This is a genomic window from Bradyrhizobium neotropicale (assembly GCF_001641695.1).
Classification (GTDB): domain Bacteria; phylum Pseudomonadota; class Alphaproteobacteria; order Rhizobiales; family Xanthobacteraceae; genus Bradyrhizobium; species Bradyrhizobium neotropicale.
In genome coordinates, this window is sequence record NZ_LSEF01000080.1 from 147,523 (window position 1) to 164,011 (window position 16,489).

The following is a 16,489-nucleotide window of genomic DNA, read 5'->3' on the forward strand; positions in this document are numbered from 1 at the left end:
ATGTAGCCCGGATGGAGCGCAGCGCAATCCGGGATGTGCTTGGCGAGGAGAGTTCCCGGATTTCGCTTCGCTGCATCCGGGCTACCGAAGGCAGCTACACCCGAAAATGCTTGCTCAGCTTCAGGCCCTGGGCCTGGTAATTGGAGCCGATGCGCTGGCCGTACATCGCGTCGGGACGCGCCAGCATCTTCTCGTAGACGAGGCGGCCGACGATCTGGCCATGCTCGAGGATGAAGGGCACTTCGCGCGAACGCACCTCCAGCACCGCACGGGCGCCCTGCCCGCCGGCGCCGGCATAGCCGAAGCCTGGATCGAAGAAGCCGGCATAGTGCACGCGGAACTCGCCGACCAGCGGATCGAACGGCACCATCTCCGCGGCAAAGTCGGGCGGCACCTGCACCGCTTCCTTGGAAGCGAGGATATAGAACTCGCCGGGATCGAGGATCAGGCTGCCGTCGGGTCGCGCCGAGATCGGCTCCCAGAAATCCTCGACCGCGTAGCCCGAGCGGCGGTCGACATCGACGACGCCGGTGTGGCGCTTGGCGCGGTAGCCGACGAAGCCGCCGCCCTTCTCCCCGGAAAGATCGACGGAGACGGCGACACCGCCGGAGAGATCGGCCTCGTCGACATCGACGAGGCGCTCGGCCGCATGGAGCGCGTCGAGCTCGTCGGCATTGAGGATGGCATCACCGGTGCGGAAGCGGACCTGCGACAGGCGCGAGCCTTCGCGCACCAGCACCGGAAACGTCTTCGGGCTGATCTCGGCATAGAGCGGGCCGTGATAGCCGGCGCCGATCATGTCGAAGCGACGAGTGCCATCCGCGATCACCCGGGTGAAGACGTCGAGCCGGCCGGTCGAGCTTTTCGGATTCGCCGCCGCGACGATCTCCGGCGGCAGCGCGAGGCTTTCCAGGAGCGGCACGATGTAGACGCAGTTGGTCTCCAGCACCGCGCCGTCGGCGAGGCTGAACTCGTGCAGCTTCAGCTCGTCGATGCGCTCGGCGACGGTGGCGCCGGGTCCGGGCAGGAAGCTTGCGCGCACGCGATAGGCGATGTCGCCAAGCCGAAGATCGAGGCTCGCCGGCTGGATCTGGCTTTCGACGAAGTCGTAGGCAGGCAGGATGAGCCCCTCTTCCGCCATCGCCGCGATCATGCGGTCGGGCAGGATACCATTCGCGTCGGCAGCAACCGTGAACGTCAAACGGTGGTCCTCTTCGGGGTCAAACGCATCCGAAAACGCGGAAAAATGAACCTTTTACGGCTATCCGATGGACGCCTTGACGGAAAGGGCATTGCGGAATAAGAGCATGACTTATCCCGTGGTGATTTGAGCCGGCCGGCTTGCAGCCACGTTAAATAAGTCGCTAAACAGGCCGGGGACCTCTGTGATCCCGGCCAGTGGAGATATCCAGGCCGGTTTTTTTGTGACCGCTTTCGCTCGCGTGGTCATGTCGGAGGTACCTATGTCGAAGTCGCCTGCTACTTACCGTCCCGAAACCCGCCTGGTCCATTCCGGCACCCTGCGCTCGCAATATGGCGAGACGTCGGAGTCGCTGTTCCTGACACAGGGCTATGTCTACAACAGCGCCGAGGAGTGCGAGGCGCGGTTCAAGGGCGAGGATCCCGGCTTCATCTATTCGCGCTATTCGAACCCGACGATCGCGATGTTCGAGCGCCGCATGATCGAGCTCGAGGGCGCCGAAGCCGCCCGCTCGGCGGCAACCGGCATGGCCGCGGTGACCACCGCGATCCTGGCACCGCTGAAGGCCGGCGATCACGTGGTGGCCTCGCGGGCGCTGTTCGGCTCGTGCCTCTATGTCGTGCAGGACCTGTTGCCGCGCTACGGCATCGAGACCACGCTGGTCGACGGTCTCGACCTCGACCAGTGGCAGCGCGCACTGAAGCCGAACACGAAAACCTTCTTCCTGGAGAGCCCGACCAATCCGACGCTCGACGTCCTCGATATCCCCGGGATTGCCGAGATCGCGCACAAGGGCGGCGCGCGACTGGTCGTCGACAACGTGTTCGCAACGCCGATCTGGCAGAGCCCGCTGGCGCTGGGCGCCGACGTCGTGGTCTATTCCGCGACAAAGCATATCGACGGCCAGGGCCGCTGCCTCGGCGGCATCATCCTGTCCTCGGAAGCCTTCATCGCCGAGCACATCCACAACTTCATGCGCCAGACCGGGCCGTCGATCTCGCCCTTCAATGCCTGGGTCCTGCTCAAGGGCCTGGAGACGCTGGGCGTGCGCGTGCGCGCGCAGACCGATACTGCGGCCCGCATCGCCGAGGTGCTGGCGAGTCATCCCAAGATTTCGCGGCTGGTCTATCCCGGCCGCGCCGATCATCCACAGGCGGCGCTGGTGAAGAAGCAGATGCGCGGCGGCTCGACGCTGGTCGGCTTCGAGGTGAAGGGCGGCAAGCAGGCGGCCTTCCGCGTGCTCAATGCGCTCAAGCTTGCGAAGATCTCCAACAACCTTGGCGATGCCAAGAGCCTCGTCACGCACCCGGCGACCACGACGCATCAGCGCCTGAAGCCGGAAGACCGCGCCGCGCTCGGCATCAGCGAGGGCTTCATCCGCTTCTCGACGGGGCTCGAGCATGCGGACGATCTGATCGAGGATCTCACCGCGGCGCTGGAGAAGGCGTGAGGCGATCGAGGTCTCGTAGGGTGGGCAAAGCGAAAGCGTGCCCACCATTCACGATCGCACGGTCGATAGATGGTGGGCACAGCGCGCGAAGAGCGCGCCTTTGCCCACCCTACGCAGCGATGCCTACATCGGCCGATACGTCCGCACATCCGCCGGCACGTTGACGCCGAGCTTGATCTGGCCGACGGAGCGGATGATGTCGTCGCCGAGGAGCTGGGCGAAGCAGGCGTAGCCCCAGTCGTTCATGTGCAGGCCGTCGGCTATGACGAAGCTCTCCACCGGGAGAGCCTGCTTCTCGTGCCACTCGCGCATCACCTCGAAGCGCGGGAAGATGCCGACGTGACGGAGCTCGGCGACCTTGCCGAGCAGCCTCACCATCCGGCTCGCGCTTTCGGGGCGCTCGGTGACGCGCGGCGAATATTGCGGATCGACCAGCACGATGTCGGCGCCGCCGGCAGCCTGGATGCGGGAGATGCCGTCCTCGACGAGCTTGGCGGTGTCGGCGGGATCGAGATTGCGCAGAACGGCATTGGTGCCGACCTGCCAGATCACGAGATCCGGATGCACGTCGATCACCTCCTTCCGGAGGCGCTTCATCATTTCCGGCGCATCCTCGCCGCCGACGCCGGCATTGATGACGGTGATGTCGGCGCTCGGATATTGCCGGCGAAGCTGGGCGGCGAGGCGGTTCGGATAGTTGAACTCCGGCGAACTCGCGCCGAAGCCTGCGGTCGACGACGATCCGAACGCGACGATCACGACGGGCCGGCCCTCAATCAGCTTGCCCGCGACGTGCGGCAGCGAGCCCATCGGCTTCGCGCCGCCCTTCGGCGGCAGGCAGGGCACACGGCTGAAGATGTCGCCGGCGGATTTCGCGACCTGCTTCACCTTGTCGATGGCGCGCCCGGCAATGCCACGCTGGTCGGCGGGTGGCTGCGAGGTCACGGCAACCGTGGTCTGGGACGGTGATGCGGGAGCGGGACTATTGGCCGACTGCGGTGCCGGCGTCGCTTGTGCGGCCTGTGCTTGCGCTGGCAACAGCGAGACGGGCGTCAGCAACAGCAGGGCCGCCGCTGCGGGTCCGGCCAGCCATGCCGACAGGCAAAAAGGGCGGAAAGAACTCATTTACGCTAGACCTCAATTTTGCTGCTGGGCCGGCCCGAGATGGGCGGCGTCGATCACGAACTGCGCCAGCGCCCGGCCAAGACAGTCATGGACCTGCTTTGCCAATTCAGGGCCGCGCGATGGGCTGAACAGGTCGAACTGACCCTGGTCATTCCATTGCCGCATGATCGCGAAACGGTCGAACAGCGGGATGTCATGCTCCTGGGCCACCACGCGCATATTGTCGAGGTAGGGCGGCACCGAGATCATGGTTTCGGTTCGCGGGCTGTACTGCAAGTTCATCAAGACGACGTCAGCCCCTGCATTTTGCAACGCAGCAACCCCTTCGGTGACTGCGCCGCGAAACTCATCGGGATCGATGGATCGGATAGCATCCACGGTCCCGGTCTGCCAGATGACCAAAGTAGGCCTTTTTTCTTCCATCAGCTTAACGAAGGTCGAGGCAGCCTCCGCTGCCGTCTTCTTGCTCTGTATTTCTACGGAGACATGAACGGGCTCGGATGGCGGCAGCTTTTCCTTCAGGATCGCCTGCATGCGCGCCGGGTAGGAGCTGTCCTCCGAGGACGGAATCGTGGTCGAGCGGCTGCCGATGACCAGAATCTCGAGCGGCTTGCCGTCCTTGACGGTGTCGGCGACCTTGTGGAGCTGGCTGTCGGTTGTGAGCAGATAGGACGGCAGTTCGCAGGCCGGGGGCGTGGCAGGAGCAGCCGGCGCAGCGTCCTCCGCGCGCGCCGACGGCGCGGCGAGACCACCGCACAGCAGGATCAGGCTCAGGAGAACCTTCGCCTTCATCAGCCCCCTCCCGCCATATCGGCGTTGCCGACGGCGTTTTTGGTTTTCGAACCGCTCTTGTCAGCCACGCGCTTGTACCACGAAATCACCCAGGCCATCGCCCACATGATCAGGATTCCGGAGAGACTAATCAGCGCATGCATGGCCGGGCCGCCGGAGACCTCGGCCAGGATGAAATGGCCGGCGAAGGCCAGGAAGACGCCGAGACAGAAGATCTCGAGCGAATGCTGGCCGCACAGGATCAGCGGCCGCAGCCAGGGCGATTTCAGGCCCGGCCAGTCCCGCGGCAGGAAGCGCACGGTTAGCGCGGCGAGCGCCAGGAAGTGCGTGAAGCGCAGCACGTCGAGATCGGTCTTGTCGATCGGATACATCCACTGCTCGATCCGCTTCGGCATGAAGTGGGAGAGCTGCGGCACGTACCAGGTCAGCGTCACGTAGAACGCCGCGGCCAGATAGGCGATCGAGATCCACATCGTCACGGGTGATGCCAGGATCCGCGACATGCGCCGCGCACCTCCGAGCGCGCACCAGGCCCCGAACACGAAGAGCAATTGCCAGGCCAGCGGATTGAACGCCCAGAAGCCGTTCGGATAGGCCGAGAAATAGAGGTCGAATTCCCAGGTGACGACATAGAGCACGACCGAGAGGCCGAGCGTGACGTCGGGCTTCCACTTCATCGACCAGAGGATCACGGGCAGCGCCAGCATCAAGACGATGTAGAGCGGCAGCACGTCCATGTTGACGGGACGGAAGCGCAACAGCAGCGCCTGAACGATGGTGACGTCGGGCTGCTTGAGGAAATCCATGATGCCCATCTCTTCCGTGTAGAGCGGGTTCTCGAAGCTCGTCGCGACGTAGGAGATTTCCGCAAGGAAGATCGTGAACAGGAAGACGTGGGCGACATAGATCTGCCAGACCCGGCGCAGGATGCGCGCGGTGGCGATGACGAAGCCGGATTCCAGCATCGCGCGGCCATAGACGAAGGCGGCGGTATAGCCGGAGATGAAGATGAAGATCTCGGTGGCGTCGCTGAAGCCGTAGTTGCGGATCGTGAACCAGGTCAACAGGTTCGGCGGCAGATGGTCGATGAAGATCAACCACAGCGCGAGCCCGCGGAAGAGATCGAGCCTGAGTTCGCGCTCGCCGATCGCAGGCAGCGTGATGGCCGGCGCGGCCGTGCGCGACTTGGCATTCGCGGTTCCCGCGATCGGCGATCCCGTCACTTGGTCGGCAATGGTCATCGGGGCCAAGAACCCTTTGCAAATCGCGACGTTGGAGGAGTGTACTGGTCCGGCGCCGCCTCGCAAAGCGACCGGATCACAATCCGGTTGTACTTCTCTGTCAATTCGGGCGGGACGATGTCGCGGAAGGCGCTGCGGGCGTTTGGTTCCCGGGCCGGATTTCGGTATGATGGCAGCCATGTACCGTGCCGTGACCCGCCAGATCGAAGTGACTGTCGAGCCGAACTTTGTTCCGGAGCAGTCGTCGGCCGAGCGCTCGCGCTATTTCTGGTCCTACACCATCGTCATCACCAATTCCGGCGACGAGACCGTGCAGCTGAAGACGCGGCACTGGATCATCACCGACGCCTCCGGCCGGCAGCAGGAGGTCAAGGGCGAGGGCGTGGTCGGCGAGCAGCCGATCCTGGCGCCCGGCGAACGCTTCGAATACACCTCCGGCGTGCCGCTCTCGACCGCGTCAGGCTTCATGACCGGCCGCTACCAGATGGTCAGCGAAAGCGGCGAGCGTTTCGAGATCGACGTGCCGACGTTCTCGCTGGACAGTCCGGACAACAAGCGGGTGTTGAACTGACGCACGGCACGCTGCCAGGGTGGGTAAAGGGCGCGAAGCGCCGTGCCCACCACTTCAATCACGACGAACGGGCGGTGGGCACGCTTCGCTTTGCCCACCCTACCGATTTCTGAGCGATCGGCGGGAGCTTCCCCAAGCTCGCAATGACGGAGAATCGAGGGCTTACGCGTTGTCGACGCCCGCCTCGTGCGGCGTGAACTGATACACCGAGCTGCAGAACTCGCAGGTCACGACGACCTTGTCGTCCTTGACCATCGCGGCGCGATCGTCCGGCGAAAAACTCTTCAGCATCGAGGCGACTGCGTCGCGCGAGCAGGAGCATTCCGCCTTCAGGTTCTGCGGATTGAACACGCGCACGCCGCGCTCGTGGAACAGGCGAAACAGCAGCCGTTCGCCGGAGAGCTCGGGATCGATCAATTCGACGTCTTCGACGGTCTCGATCAGCGAGCGCGCCTCGACCCAGGCATCGTCCTCGGCGACGCTGTGCACCGCGGTGCCTTCCGGCGCATCGCCGGGATGCAAATCGGCCTGCCGAGCACGCTCGGGCGCCTTCGGCAGGAACTGCATCAGCATGCCGCCGGCGCGCCAGCGATGCTTGCCGCCGTCGCTGCTGCGCCACTCCTCGCCGACGGCGAGGCGGACGCGGGTCGGGATCTGCTCGGAGCGCAGAAAATATTCGTGGGCGGCGTCTTCCAGGCTGCCGCCGTCAAGCGCCACCAGGCCCTGGTAGCGGCTCATGTCGGGCCCCTGATCGATGGTCATCGCAAGATGACCGCGCCCGAGCAGCGTGCCGGAATCCTGCGCCTCACCGAGACGCGCGGCGTCGTAGCGGGCATAGGCCCGCAGGCGATCCGGCGCCATGTAGTCCACGACCAGGAACGACACCGGGCCGTCGGTCTGGGCCTGGAGAATGAAGCGGCCCTCGAATTTCAGCGCCGTGCCGAGCAGCGTCGTCAGCACGATGGCCTCGCCGAGCAGCTTGCCAACCGGCGCAGGATAGTCGTGCTTGGTCAGGATCTCGTCGAGCGCCGAACCAAGCCGCACCAGGCGTCCGCGCACGTCGAGCGCGTCGACCTCGTAAGGCAGCACCGCATCATCGATCGGAACCGCTGATGGCGCGCGAACCGGGCCTTCAGGCCCGGTTTTCATGTCAGGGGATTGAAAAACCATGGCGCTCTATCTGGGGTCGGAGGAGGTGGAATGGAAGGGGTTCGGAGCAACGTGCTCCGAACGCGCGTGACGGCACAACGATACGCGAATTCGGTGCCGTCCTGGCGAAAGCCAGGACCCATAACCCCAGGACCCATAACCCCAGGGAGGAGTTGTGGCGCGAGATGACAATTGCCAATCCTCGCCAAACGAAAGCCGGTGGTAATGGATCCTGGCTTGCGCCAGGACGACGATCCAAACCTACTTCACCGCGTCAAAACACCAGGCCAAGATGCCCTTCTGCGCATGCAGGCGATTTTCGGCCTCGTCGAACACGACCGATTGCGGACCGTCGATCACCTCGTCGGTGACCTCCTCGCCGCGATGGGCGGGCAGGCAGTGCATGAACAGCGCATCGGACTTGGCCAGCGACATCAGCTTCGAATTGACCTGGTAGGGCTTGAGCACGTTGTGACGGTGCTCGCCTTCCTTGTCGCCCATCGACACCCAGGTGTCGGTGACGACGCAATCGGCGCCGCGCACGGCGGCTTCTGGATCGGTACCGAGCACGATCGGGGCGCTGGTCGCCTTGATCCAGTCACGCATCGCCTTCTTCGGCGCGAGCTCCGGCGGGGTTGCGACATTGAGCTTGAACTTGAAGCGCTCGGCGGCATGCGCCCAGGAGGCCAGCACGTTGTTGTCGTCGCCGGTCCAGGCCACCGTCTTGCCTTCGATCGGGCCGCGATGCTCCTCATAGGTCATGAGGTCGGCCATCACCTGGCAGGGATGCGAGCGCCGCGTCAGCCCGTTGATGACGGGCACGGTCGCATTCGCCGCGAGCTCGAGCAGCGCGTCGTGATTGAGGATGCGGATCATGATCGCATCGACATAGCGCGACAGCACACGCGCGGTGTCGGCGATGGTCTCGCCGCGGCCGAGCTGCATCTCGGCGCCGGTGAGCATGATGGCCTCGCCGCCGAGCTGGCGCATGCCGACGTCGAACGACACCCGCGTACGGGTCGAGGGCCGCTCGAAGATCATCGCGAGCGTCTTGCCTTCGAGCGGCTTGACCGGCTGATGCGCCTTCTGCTTCGCCTTCATTGCGGAGGAGGCGGCGAGCATCCGCTTGAGCTCCGACAACGGGAGCTCATTGATATCCAGAAAATGCTTCGGCTTGCTCATCAGCTTGCCGCCCGTTTGTTACCAGACAGCGCGGCGCAGGCCCGCTCGAGCCGCCCGACACTGTCCTCGATCTCGGCTTCGGTGACGATCAATGGCGGCAGGAAGCGCACGACATTGTCGCCGGCCCCGACGGTGAGCAGCTTCTGATCGCGCAGCGCGGCGACGAGATCGCCGGAGGGCACCACGGCCTTGATGCCGATCAGGAGCCCCTCGCCGCGAATCTCGCTGACGACGTCGGGATGACGATCGATCACGGACGCGAGCTTCTGCTTGAGCAGCAGCGACATCTTTTGCACGTGGTCGAAGAAGCCGGGCTCGAGCATGACGTCGAGCACCGCATTGGCGGCGGAGATCGCGAGCGGATTGCCGCCGAAGGTCGAACCATGCGAGCCGGGTGTCATGCCGGAGGCCGCTTCCGCGGTCGCGAGGCAGGCGCCAATCGGGAATCCGCCGCCGAGCGCTTTCGCCAGCGACATCACGTCGGGCGTGACGCCGAGGCGGCGGTGCGCGAACAGATCGCCGGTACGGCCCATGCCGGTCTGCACCTCGTCGAATGCGAGCAAGAGGCCACGCTCGTCGCAGAGTTGGCGCAGCGCCTTGAGGAATGCCGGCGTCGCCGAGCGCACGCCGCCCTCCCCCTGGATCGGCTCGATCAGGATGCCGGCAGTCTGCGGACCGATCGCCTTCTTGACGGCGTCGAGATCGCCATGCGGGACCTGGTCGAAGCCTTCCATCGGCGGACCGAAACCTTCGAGATATTTTGCCGAGCCCGTCGCAGCCAGCGTCGCGAGCGTGCGGCCATGGAAGGCGCCCTCGAAAGTGATCATGCGAAAGCGCTCGGGATGCCCCTTCGACGCGTGATAGCGGCGCACGACCTTGATCACGCATTCCAGCGCTTCTGCGCCGGAATTGCAGAAGAACACGAAGTCCGCAAAGCTCTCGTTGCAGAGGCGGCTCGCAAGACGTTCGCCATCCGGGCTCTGGAATAGGTTCGACATGTGCCAGAGTTTCGTCGCCTGCTCCTGCAGCGCCTTGACCAGCACGGGATGGGCATGGCCGAGCGCGTTCACCGCGACGCCGGACGTGAAGTCGAGATAGCGCTCGCCATTGGTGGCGATCAGCCAGCAGCCTTCGCCGCGCTCGAAACCGATGTCGGCTCTGGCGAAAACGGGAAGCAGATGCGGCGCGGCACTCTTGGTCATGGCTGTCACTTGGTGTTGAGGACGGCCTCAACGCGCATTGCGCAGCGCACCAATGACCGTCCCGGAAAACGAAACGTGCCGCCTTTTCAGGGCGGCACGTGGGGGCATCTTATGCCTGGCAGAACGGGAGTCAATGCCGCCGGCAAGCCTCGGGAAACGCAGAATCCGTAGTCTTGCGGTGCCTATTTTGTGGTGTTTTTCGCTACGGAACATGTGGAAGCGAGTCGGCGGACTCTTGCGCGTGAGTCACGCCATATTGTAGCGTTTGGCTTGTCAGATACGACATCTCGTGCAGCGGTTCTGATCCTCTAAGTCCTCATGTACCGGCGTAAACGTTCGGGCGTTCTAGTCGCGCCCGGCGAGCCTTAAGGGATTCTGGCGGCACGGGTTTTTCGAGGCTTAGGCAATCGCTGCGAGGCCCCAGGATGGGTGGCGCGCGGCGAGGGAAAGGGTGCAATGACGGTTTTGACCTGGTCCGACGATCGCGTCGAGCAGTTGAAAAAGCTCTGGGAGGCCGGACTTTCGGCCAGCCAGATCGCAGCCGAGCTCGGCAATGTGACCCGCAATGCCGTGATCGGCAAAGTGCACAGGCTCGGCCTGTCCGGCCGCGCCAAGAGCCCGTCTTCGGCAGCTCCGCGGCCGCGCAAGGCGCGTCCCGCGCAGCACATGATGCGGGTGTCCCGTCCGATCTCGCGCGGCAACACCGCGCTGGCGCAGGCCTTCGAGGTCGAGGTGGAGCCCGATCCGGTCACCTACGACAACGTGGTGCCGATGAGCCAGCGGCTGTCGCTGCTCGAGCTGAACGAGGCGACCTGCCACTGGCCGGTTGGCGATCCCTCGAGCCCGGATTTCTTCTTCTGCGGCGGCAGGGCGCTCTCGGGCCTGCCCTACTGCGCCCAGCACTCGCGCGTCGCCTACCAGCCGGCAGCCGACCGCCGCCGCGCCCCGGCGAAGCCGGGCACGCGCTGAGCTAGCTTTCGTCGACGATCAGGATGAGGCCGTCACGCGACGACGGCCCAGTCAAACTCCGCGTCGTCTCGGCGAAAGCCGGGAGCCATTACCGCCAGCGGATGTGATGACGGGGACTCGGAGTTACCCTCTTCGCGCAACAACTGCGCCCTGGGGCGATGCGTCCCGGCCCCCGTGCGCAATTGCGCACTAGGCCGGGACGACGAGATTGTGGCGACAGCCCGCCAACCTGTCAGACCTTAAGTCTGCTCCGCCTTCGCGAAACGATCATCCAGCGCATAGCCGGCACCACGCACGGTGCGGATCGGGTCCTGTTCGCGGCCGAGATTGAGCAGCTTGCGAAGGCGGCCGATATGCACGTCGACAGTGCGCTCGTCGATGTAGATGTCGCGGCCCCAGACGCTGTCGAGCAGCTGCTCGCGCGAGAACACGCGGCCCGGATGCTCCAGGAAGAACTCCAGGAGGCGATACTCGGTCGGACCGAGATCGATCGGCCGGCCCGAACGCGCCACGCGGCGCTTTTCGCGGTCGAGCTCGATGTCGCCATAGGCGAGCACCGTGGCGAGCCGCTCGGGGCTTGCACGTCGGAGCAGACCCTTCACGCGCGCCAGGAGCTCCGGCACCGAGAACGGCTTGACGATGTAGTCGTCGGCGCCGGTCGCAAGGCCACGTACCCGCTCGCTCTCCTCGCCGCGCGCGGTGAGCATGATGATCGGGAGCTGCTTAGTCTCGGGCCGGGCACGCAACCGCCGGCACAGCTCGATGCCGGACAGGCCCGGCAGCATCCAGTCGAGCACGATCAGATCGGGTATGTGTTCTTTGAGGCGGGTGTCGGCATCGTCGCCGCGCATCACCGTCTCGACGTCATAGCCGTCGCCTTCGAGGTTGTAACGGAGCAGCTCGGTCAGAGCTTCTTCGTCTTCAACCACCATAATGCGTGCGCCCATGGGGTCGTCGCTCCTTAGCTATTCGGGACCGTCGTGGCGAAGGTCGTCATGTCGCCCTTCGGCCGCTTGTCGGCGATGGCCTGGCCTTCGATCATGTAGAACACCGTCTCGGCGATGTTGGTGGCGTGGTCGCCGATCCGCTCGATGTTCTTGGCACAGAACATCAGGTGGATGCAGAAGGAGATGTTGCGCGGATCCTCCATCATATAGGTGAGGAGCTCGCGGAACAGCGAGGTGCAGATGGCATCGACTTCCTCGTCGCCCTTCCACACCGCCATCGCCGCCGGCAGGTCATGCGCGGCATAGGCGTCCAGCACCGACTTGACCTGCTGCTGCACGAGATCGGTCATGTGCTCCAGGCCGCGGAACAGCTTGAGCGGATGAAAGTCCGTCTCCAGCGCGGCGACGCGCTTGCCCATGTTCTTGGCGAGGTCGCCGATGCGTTCGAGGTCGGTCGCCACGCGCATCGCGCCGACGATCTCGCGCAGGTCGACCGCCATCGGCTGGCGGCGGGCGATGGTCAGGACGGAGCGCTCCTCGATCTTCTTCTGCAGCGCGTCAATCTCGGTATCACCGGCGACCACACGTTGACCGAGCGCGACATCGCGGCGGATCAGCGCGTCGACGGAATCGACGATCATGCGCTCGGCGAGCCCGCCCATCTCCGCGACCAGCCGGGTGAGCTCCTGCAGGTCGGTGTCGAAGGCCTTTGCGGTGTGTTCGGAACCCATATCCTGTCTCCTCAGCCGAAGCGGCCGGTGATGTAATCCTGCGTGCGCCGATCGGTCGGCGACGTGAAGATCTTGCTGGTGTCGTCGAACTCGATCAGCTCGCCGAGATACATGAAGGCGGTCTTGTCGGAGACGCGCGCCGCCTGCTGCATGTTGTGGGTGACGATCGCGATCGTGTAATTCTCGGACAGCTCCTGGATCAGCTCCTCGACCTTGGCGGTCGAGATCGGGTCCAGCGCCGAGCAGGGCTCGTCGAACAGGATCACCTCGGGCCGCACCGCGACGGTGCGCGCGATGCAGAGGCGCTGCTGCTGGCCGCCGGAGAGCGAGAGGCCCGAGGCGTTGAGCTTGTCCTTGACCTCGTTCCAGAGCGCGCCGCCGCGCAGCGCCTTCTCGACGCGGTCGTCCATCTCGGACTTCGAGATCTTCTCATAGAGGCGGATGCCGAAGGCGATGTTCTCGTAGATCGTCATCGGGAACGGCGTCGGCTTCTGGAACACCATGCCGACGCGGGCGCGCAGCAAATTGAGGTCGAGCTTGGGATCGAGAATGTTGGTCTGGTCGAGCATGAGCTGACCGGTGACGCGCTGCCCCGGATAGAGGTCGTACATCCGGTTGAAGATGCGCAGCAGGGTCGACTTGCCGCAGCCCGACGGGCCGATGAACGCCGTGACGCGGTTGGTGCCGAGCGTGAGGTTGATGTTCTTCAGCGCGTGGTGCTCGCCGTAATAGAAGTTGAGGTTGCGCACCGTCACCTTGGCCGGGGCTTCCGGCAGCGGTTGCTGCGACGCCAGGTGACCGTTGGCACTCACGGATACGGAAAGATCGGTCATTTTGCGGTCCTCTCGGCGCCAAGGATGCGCGCGCCAATGTTCAGGGCAAGCACGGTGAGCGTGATCAGCAGCGCGCCGCTCCAGGCGAGCTGCTTCCAGTAGGCGTACGGGCTCTGCACGAAGTTGTTGATGGTGACCGGCAGGTTCGCCATCGTCTTGTTCAGGCTCAGGCTGAAGAACTGGTTCGACAGCGCGGTGAAGAGCAAGGGCGCGGTTTCGCCGGCGACGCGGGCGGTCGCCAGCAGCACGCCGGTGATCAGGCCGGAGCGCGCGGCACGGTAGGCGATCCGCTTGATCACCAGCGAGCGCGGCAGGCCGAGGGCGGAGGCCGCTTCACGCAGCGCATTCGGCACCAAGAGCAGCATGTCCTCGGTCGTGCGCAGCACCACCGGGATCACGATCACGGCGAGCGCGAGACTGCCGGCGATTGCCGAGAAGCCGCGCATCGGCACCACCACCGCACCGTAGATGAACAGACCGATGATGATCGAGGGCGCGCTGAGCAGGATGTCGTTGATGAAGCGGATCACCGAGGTCAGCTTGTCGTTGCGGCCGTACTCGGCAAGGTAGGTGCCGGCGAACAGGCCGAGCGGCGCGCCGATGCCGACGCCGAGCACGGTCATGATGAGCGAGCCGACGATTGCGTTGAGCAGGCCGCCTTCGTTCGAGCCGGGCGGCGGCGTGTTCTCGGTGAAGATCTGGAGGTTGAGCCCGGCCAGGCCGTTGTAGAGCAGCGTGATCAGGATCAGTGCAAGCCAGGTGACGCCGAAGGCGGCGGCACCGATGCAGAGTCCACGGATGACGATGTCCTTGCGGCGGCGGCGTGCGTAAATCGGGTTCATGGCGTTACTTCCCCGCCTTCTTTTCGAGACGCAGCAGCATCAGCCGCGCGCCTGCGAGCACGAAGAATGTCAGCACGAACAGCAGCAGGCCGAGCAGGATCAGGCCGGACTGGTGCAGGCCGTCACTTTCGGCGAACTCGCTGGCGATCGCCGCCGAGATCGTGGTGCCCGGCGCGAAGATCGACGAGGAGATCCGGAACGAGTTGCCGATGATGAAGGTCACCGCCATGGTCTCGCCGAGCGCGCGCCCCAGCGCCAGCATGACGCCACCGATGATGCCGACCCGGGTGTAGGGGATCACCACGCTGCGGACGACTTCCCAGGTGGTGCAGCCGACGCCGTAGGCGGCCTCTTTCAGCACCGGCGGCACGGTCTTGAACACGTCGACCGAGATCGAGGTGATGAAGGGCAGCACCATGATCGCCAGGATCAGCGCGGCGTTGAACAGGCTGAGATAGGACGGTGGCCCCGCGAAGATCGCGCCCAGCACGGGAACGCCGTCGAAGATCCTGATCATGAAGGGCTGGAAGGTGTTGGCCAGGAACGGCCCCAGCACGAAGAAGCCCCACATGCCGTAGATGATCGAGGGAATGCCGGCGAGCAGCTCGACCGCCATGCCGATCGGGCGGCGCAGCCATTGCGGGCACAGCTCGGTGAGGAAGATCGCAATGCCGAGACCAACCGGGATGGCGATCAGCATCGCGATGAAGGAGGTCACGAGCGTGCCGTACATCGGACCGAGCGCGCCGAGCACGGGCGGATCGGCGGACGGCGCCCAGCGCTGCGTCCACAGGAACGAGAAGCCGTATTCCTTCATCGCCGGGAAGGCACCGACGATCAGCGACACGATGATGCCGCCGAGGATGAGGAGGACCGAGATCGCGCTGAGACGCGTGATCCAGTAGAAGGTGAGGTCACCCAGCTTGAACGCGCTCAACGCCTTGGCGCGATCATAGGGTCCGGCGTCATCAATCACGTCGCTCTGAACGGCCATCTCTGCCACGCCGATCCCCTGTACTGACCATCTAGTTTCTTGTCACCGGTCTCGCACCCCGGCGGCGGCATCGCGACAGCGACACCACGTGCCGGGGAACGAGGTCTTGCGGATCCCGGATCGACAGCGCGGCAGATCATGCCGCGCTGCGTCCAGGACAAGAGCACTTAGCTCTTGATCTCGGCAGCCCAGGTCTTCTCGATCTGCTGGACGACGCTGTCCGGCATCGGGATGTAGTCGAGCTCCTCGGCCATCTTGCCGCCGTTCTTGAAGGCCCAGCGGAAGAACTTGATGGCTTCCTGCGAGGCCGCCTTGTCGGTGGCTTCCTTGTGCATGAGGATGAAGGTCGCCGCGGTGATCGGCCAGGACTTGTCGCCGGGCTGGTCGGTCAGGATGACGTAGTAGCCGGGCGCCTTGGACCAGTCGGCGTTGGAAGCGGCTGCCTGGAAGGCCTCGACCGTCGGCTGCACCGTCTTGCCGGCCTTGTTGACGAGGCCGGTGTAGGTCAGCTTGTTCTGCTTGGCGTAGGCGTACTCGACGTAACCGATCGAGTTCTTGGTCTGGCTGATGTTGCCGGACACGCCCTCGTTGCCCTTGGCGCCGACGCCGACCGGCCACTCGACGGCCGTGCCCTCACCGACCTTGCTCTTCCAGTCCGCGCTGGCCTTCGAGAGATAGTTGGTGAAGTTGAAGGTGGTACCCGAACCGTCGGAGCGGCGGACCACGGTGATCGCCTCGGACGGCAGCTTCACGTTCGGATTGAGCTTCTTGATGGCAGCATCATCCCACTTGGTGATCTTGCCGAGATAGACATTGGCGAGGGTCTCGCCGTCGAACACCAGCTCACCGGCCTTGACACCCTCGATATTGACGACGGGAACGATCGCACCCATCACCATCGGCCACTGGGCGAGGCCATCCTTCTCGAGCTGCTCGGCCTTGAGCGGCGCATCGCTGGCGCCGAAAGTGACGGTCTTGGCCTGGATCTGCTTGATGCCGCCGCCAGAACCGATCGACTGATAGTTCAGGCCGTTGCCGGTCTCCTTCTTGTAGGCGTCCGCCCACTTCGAATAGACCGGGAACGGGAACGTCGCACCGGCACCCGTAATATCGGCGGCGAACGCCGACGTCGATGCGGCGACCAAGCCAGCAGCGACGATAGTTTTGATGAAATTCATGCTGGTCTCCATACTGGGGAGCGAAGCGCCTTCCGCGCCCGATCGCGCTCCCGCGCCGCCCCTTTAGGAGCGGTCGGCTGTG

16 protein-coding genes and 1 riboswitch are annotated in these 16,489 nt (G+C 64.7%); of the genes, 3 read left to right on the forward strand and 13 right to left on the reverse strand.

Translation table 11 applies throughout. The features are described 5' to 3' along the window. Positions 1-94 precede the first annotated feature (94 nt). Entirely contained in the window at positions 95-1,201 is a 1,107-nt protein-coding gene (locus AXW67_RS25930) for a 2'-deoxycytidine 5'-triphosphate deaminase (RefSeq protein ID WP_027549756.1), read from the reverse strand. 108 nt (positions 1,202-1,309) lie between these two features. Next, positions 1,310-1,389, forward strand: a riboswitch (SAM riboswitch). A gap of 74 nt (positions 1,390-1,463) precedes the next feature. On the opposite strand from AXW67_RS25930, the gene AXW67_RS25935 reads away from it, so the two are divergent. Continuing rightward, positions 1,464-2,651 carry an O-succinylhomoserine sulfhydrylase gene (locus tag AXW67_RS25935; RefSeq protein WP_063680172.1) on the forward strand — a complete coding sequence of 396 codons (1,188 nt, stop codon included), beginning with the start codon at positions 1,464-1,466 and terminating at the stop codon, positions 2,649-2,651. Positions 2,652-2,774: 123 nt separating this feature from the next. On the opposite strand, the gene AXW67_RS25940 is transcribed toward AXW67_RS25935, so the two are convergent. From AXW67_RS25940 to AXW67_RS25950, 3 genes are read right to left on the reverse strand one after another with little or no spacing between them, the layout of a single operon-like run. Continuing rightward, the gene (locus tag AXW67_RS25940; RefSeq protein WP_063680174.1) at positions 2,775-3,776 is read right to left on the reverse strand and encodes an SGNH/GDSL hydrolase family protein; all 1,002 of its coding nucleotides are present in this window, start codon (positions 3,774-3,776) and stop codon (positions 2,775-2,777) included. Between the two features lie 12 nt (positions 3,777-3,788). After that, on the reverse strand, positions 3,789-4,568 hold the full coding sequence (locus AXW67_RS25945; protein WP_027549759.1) for an SGNH/GDSL hydrolase family protein: 780 nt from the start codon (positions 4,566-4,568) through the stop codon (positions 3,789-3,791). Then, complete coding sequence (locus AXW67_RS25950; protein WP_027549760.1) at positions 4,568-5,809, reverse strand: OpgC domain-containing protein; 1,242 nt, start codon at positions 5,807-5,809, stop codon at positions 4,568-4,570. Before AXW67_RS25950 ends, AXW67_RS25945 begins: the two co-directional genes overlap by 1 nt. 178 nt (positions 5,810-5,987) lie before the next feature. Here AXW67_RS25950 and apaG point away from each other — a divergent pair, with 178 nt between their 5' ends. Next, complete coding sequence (gene apaG, locus AXW67_RS25955; RefSeq protein ID WP_027549761.1) at positions 5,988-6,380, forward strand: Co2+/Mg2+ efflux protein ApaG; 393 nt, start codon at positions 5,988-5,990, stop codon at positions 6,378-6,380. Positions 6,381-6,542: 162 nt separating this feature from the next. Here apaG and AXW67_RS25960 read toward each other — a convergent pair whose 3' ends face one another. From AXW67_RS25960 to AXW67_RS25970, 3 genes are all read right to left on the reverse strand, one after another. Continuing rightward, entirely contained in the window at positions 6,543-7,550 is a 1,008-nt protein-coding gene (locus AXW67_RS25960) for an Hsp33 family molecular chaperone (RefSeq protein WP_063680176.1), read from the reverse strand. Positions 7,551-7,790: 240 nt separating this feature from the next. Beyond that, complete coding sequence (argF, locus tag AXW67_RS25965; protein WP_027549763.1) at positions 7,791-8,711, reverse strand: ornithine carbamoyltransferase; 921 nt, start codon at positions 8,709-8,711, stop codon at positions 7,791-7,793. Further along, entirely contained in the window at positions 8,711-9,913 is a 1,203-nt protein-coding gene (locus AXW67_RS25970; protein WP_063680178.1) for an aspartate aminotransferase family protein, read from the reverse strand. The genes argF and AXW67_RS25970 overlap by 1 nt, the downstream gene beginning before the upstream one ends. 456 nt (positions 9,914-10,369) lie before the next feature. On the opposite strand from AXW67_RS25970, the gene AXW67_RS25975 reads away from it, so the two are divergent. Continuing rightward, a complete protein-coding gene (locus AXW67_RS25975) occupies positions 10,370-10,882 on the forward strand; it encodes a GcrA family cell cycle regulator (protein ID WP_027549765.1) in 513 nt (170 codons plus the stop codon). 239 nt (positions 10,883-11,121) lie between these two features. Here the strand turns inward: AXW67_RS25975 and phoB are convergent, their stop codons facing one another. The 6 genes from phoB to pstS form a co-directional block, all read right to left on the reverse strand. Then, complete coding sequence (gene phoB / locus AXW67_RS25980; protein WP_027549766.1) at positions 11,122-11,829, reverse strand: phosphate regulon transcriptional regulator PhoB; 708 nt, start codon at positions 11,827-11,829, stop codon at positions 11,122-11,124. Between the two features lie 14 nt (positions 11,830-11,843). After that, positions 11,844-12,560 (reverse strand): phosphate signaling complex protein PhoU, encoded by a 717-nt coding sequence (phoU, locus tag AXW67_RS25985; RefSeq protein WP_027549767.1) that lies wholly within the window; start codon positions 12,558-12,560, stop codon positions 11,844-11,846. Positions 12,561-12,571: 11 nt separating this feature from the next. Further along, complete coding sequence (gene pstB, locus AXW67_RS25990; protein ID WP_027549768.1) at positions 12,572-13,393, reverse strand: phosphate ABC transporter ATP-binding protein PstB; 822 nt, start codon at positions 13,391-13,393, stop codon at positions 12,572-12,574. Next, the gene (pstA, locus tag AXW67_RS25995) at positions 13,390-14,235 is read right to left on the reverse strand and encodes a phosphate ABC transporter permease PstA (protein ID WP_035683561.1); all 846 of its coding nucleotides are present in this window, start codon (positions 14,233-14,235) and stop codon (positions 13,390-13,392) included. Before pstA ends, pstB begins: the two co-directional genes overlap by 4 nt. A 4-nt stretch (positions 14,236-14,239) precedes the next feature. Next, the gene (pstC, locus tag AXW67_RS26000; RefSeq protein ID WP_027549769.1) at positions 14,240-15,229 is read right to left on the reverse strand and encodes a phosphate ABC transporter permease subunit PstC; all 990 of its coding nucleotides are present in this window, start codon (positions 15,227-15,229) and stop codon (positions 14,240-14,242) included. A gap of 167 nt (positions 15,230-15,396) precedes the next feature. Beyond that, a complete protein-coding gene (gene pstS, locus AXW67_RS26005; RefSeq protein ID WP_063680212.1) occupies positions 15,397-16,407 on the reverse strand; it encodes a phosphate ABC transporter substrate-binding protein PstS in 1,011 nt (336 codons plus the stop codon). Between the last annotated feature and the right edge of the window lie 82 nt (positions 16,408-16,489).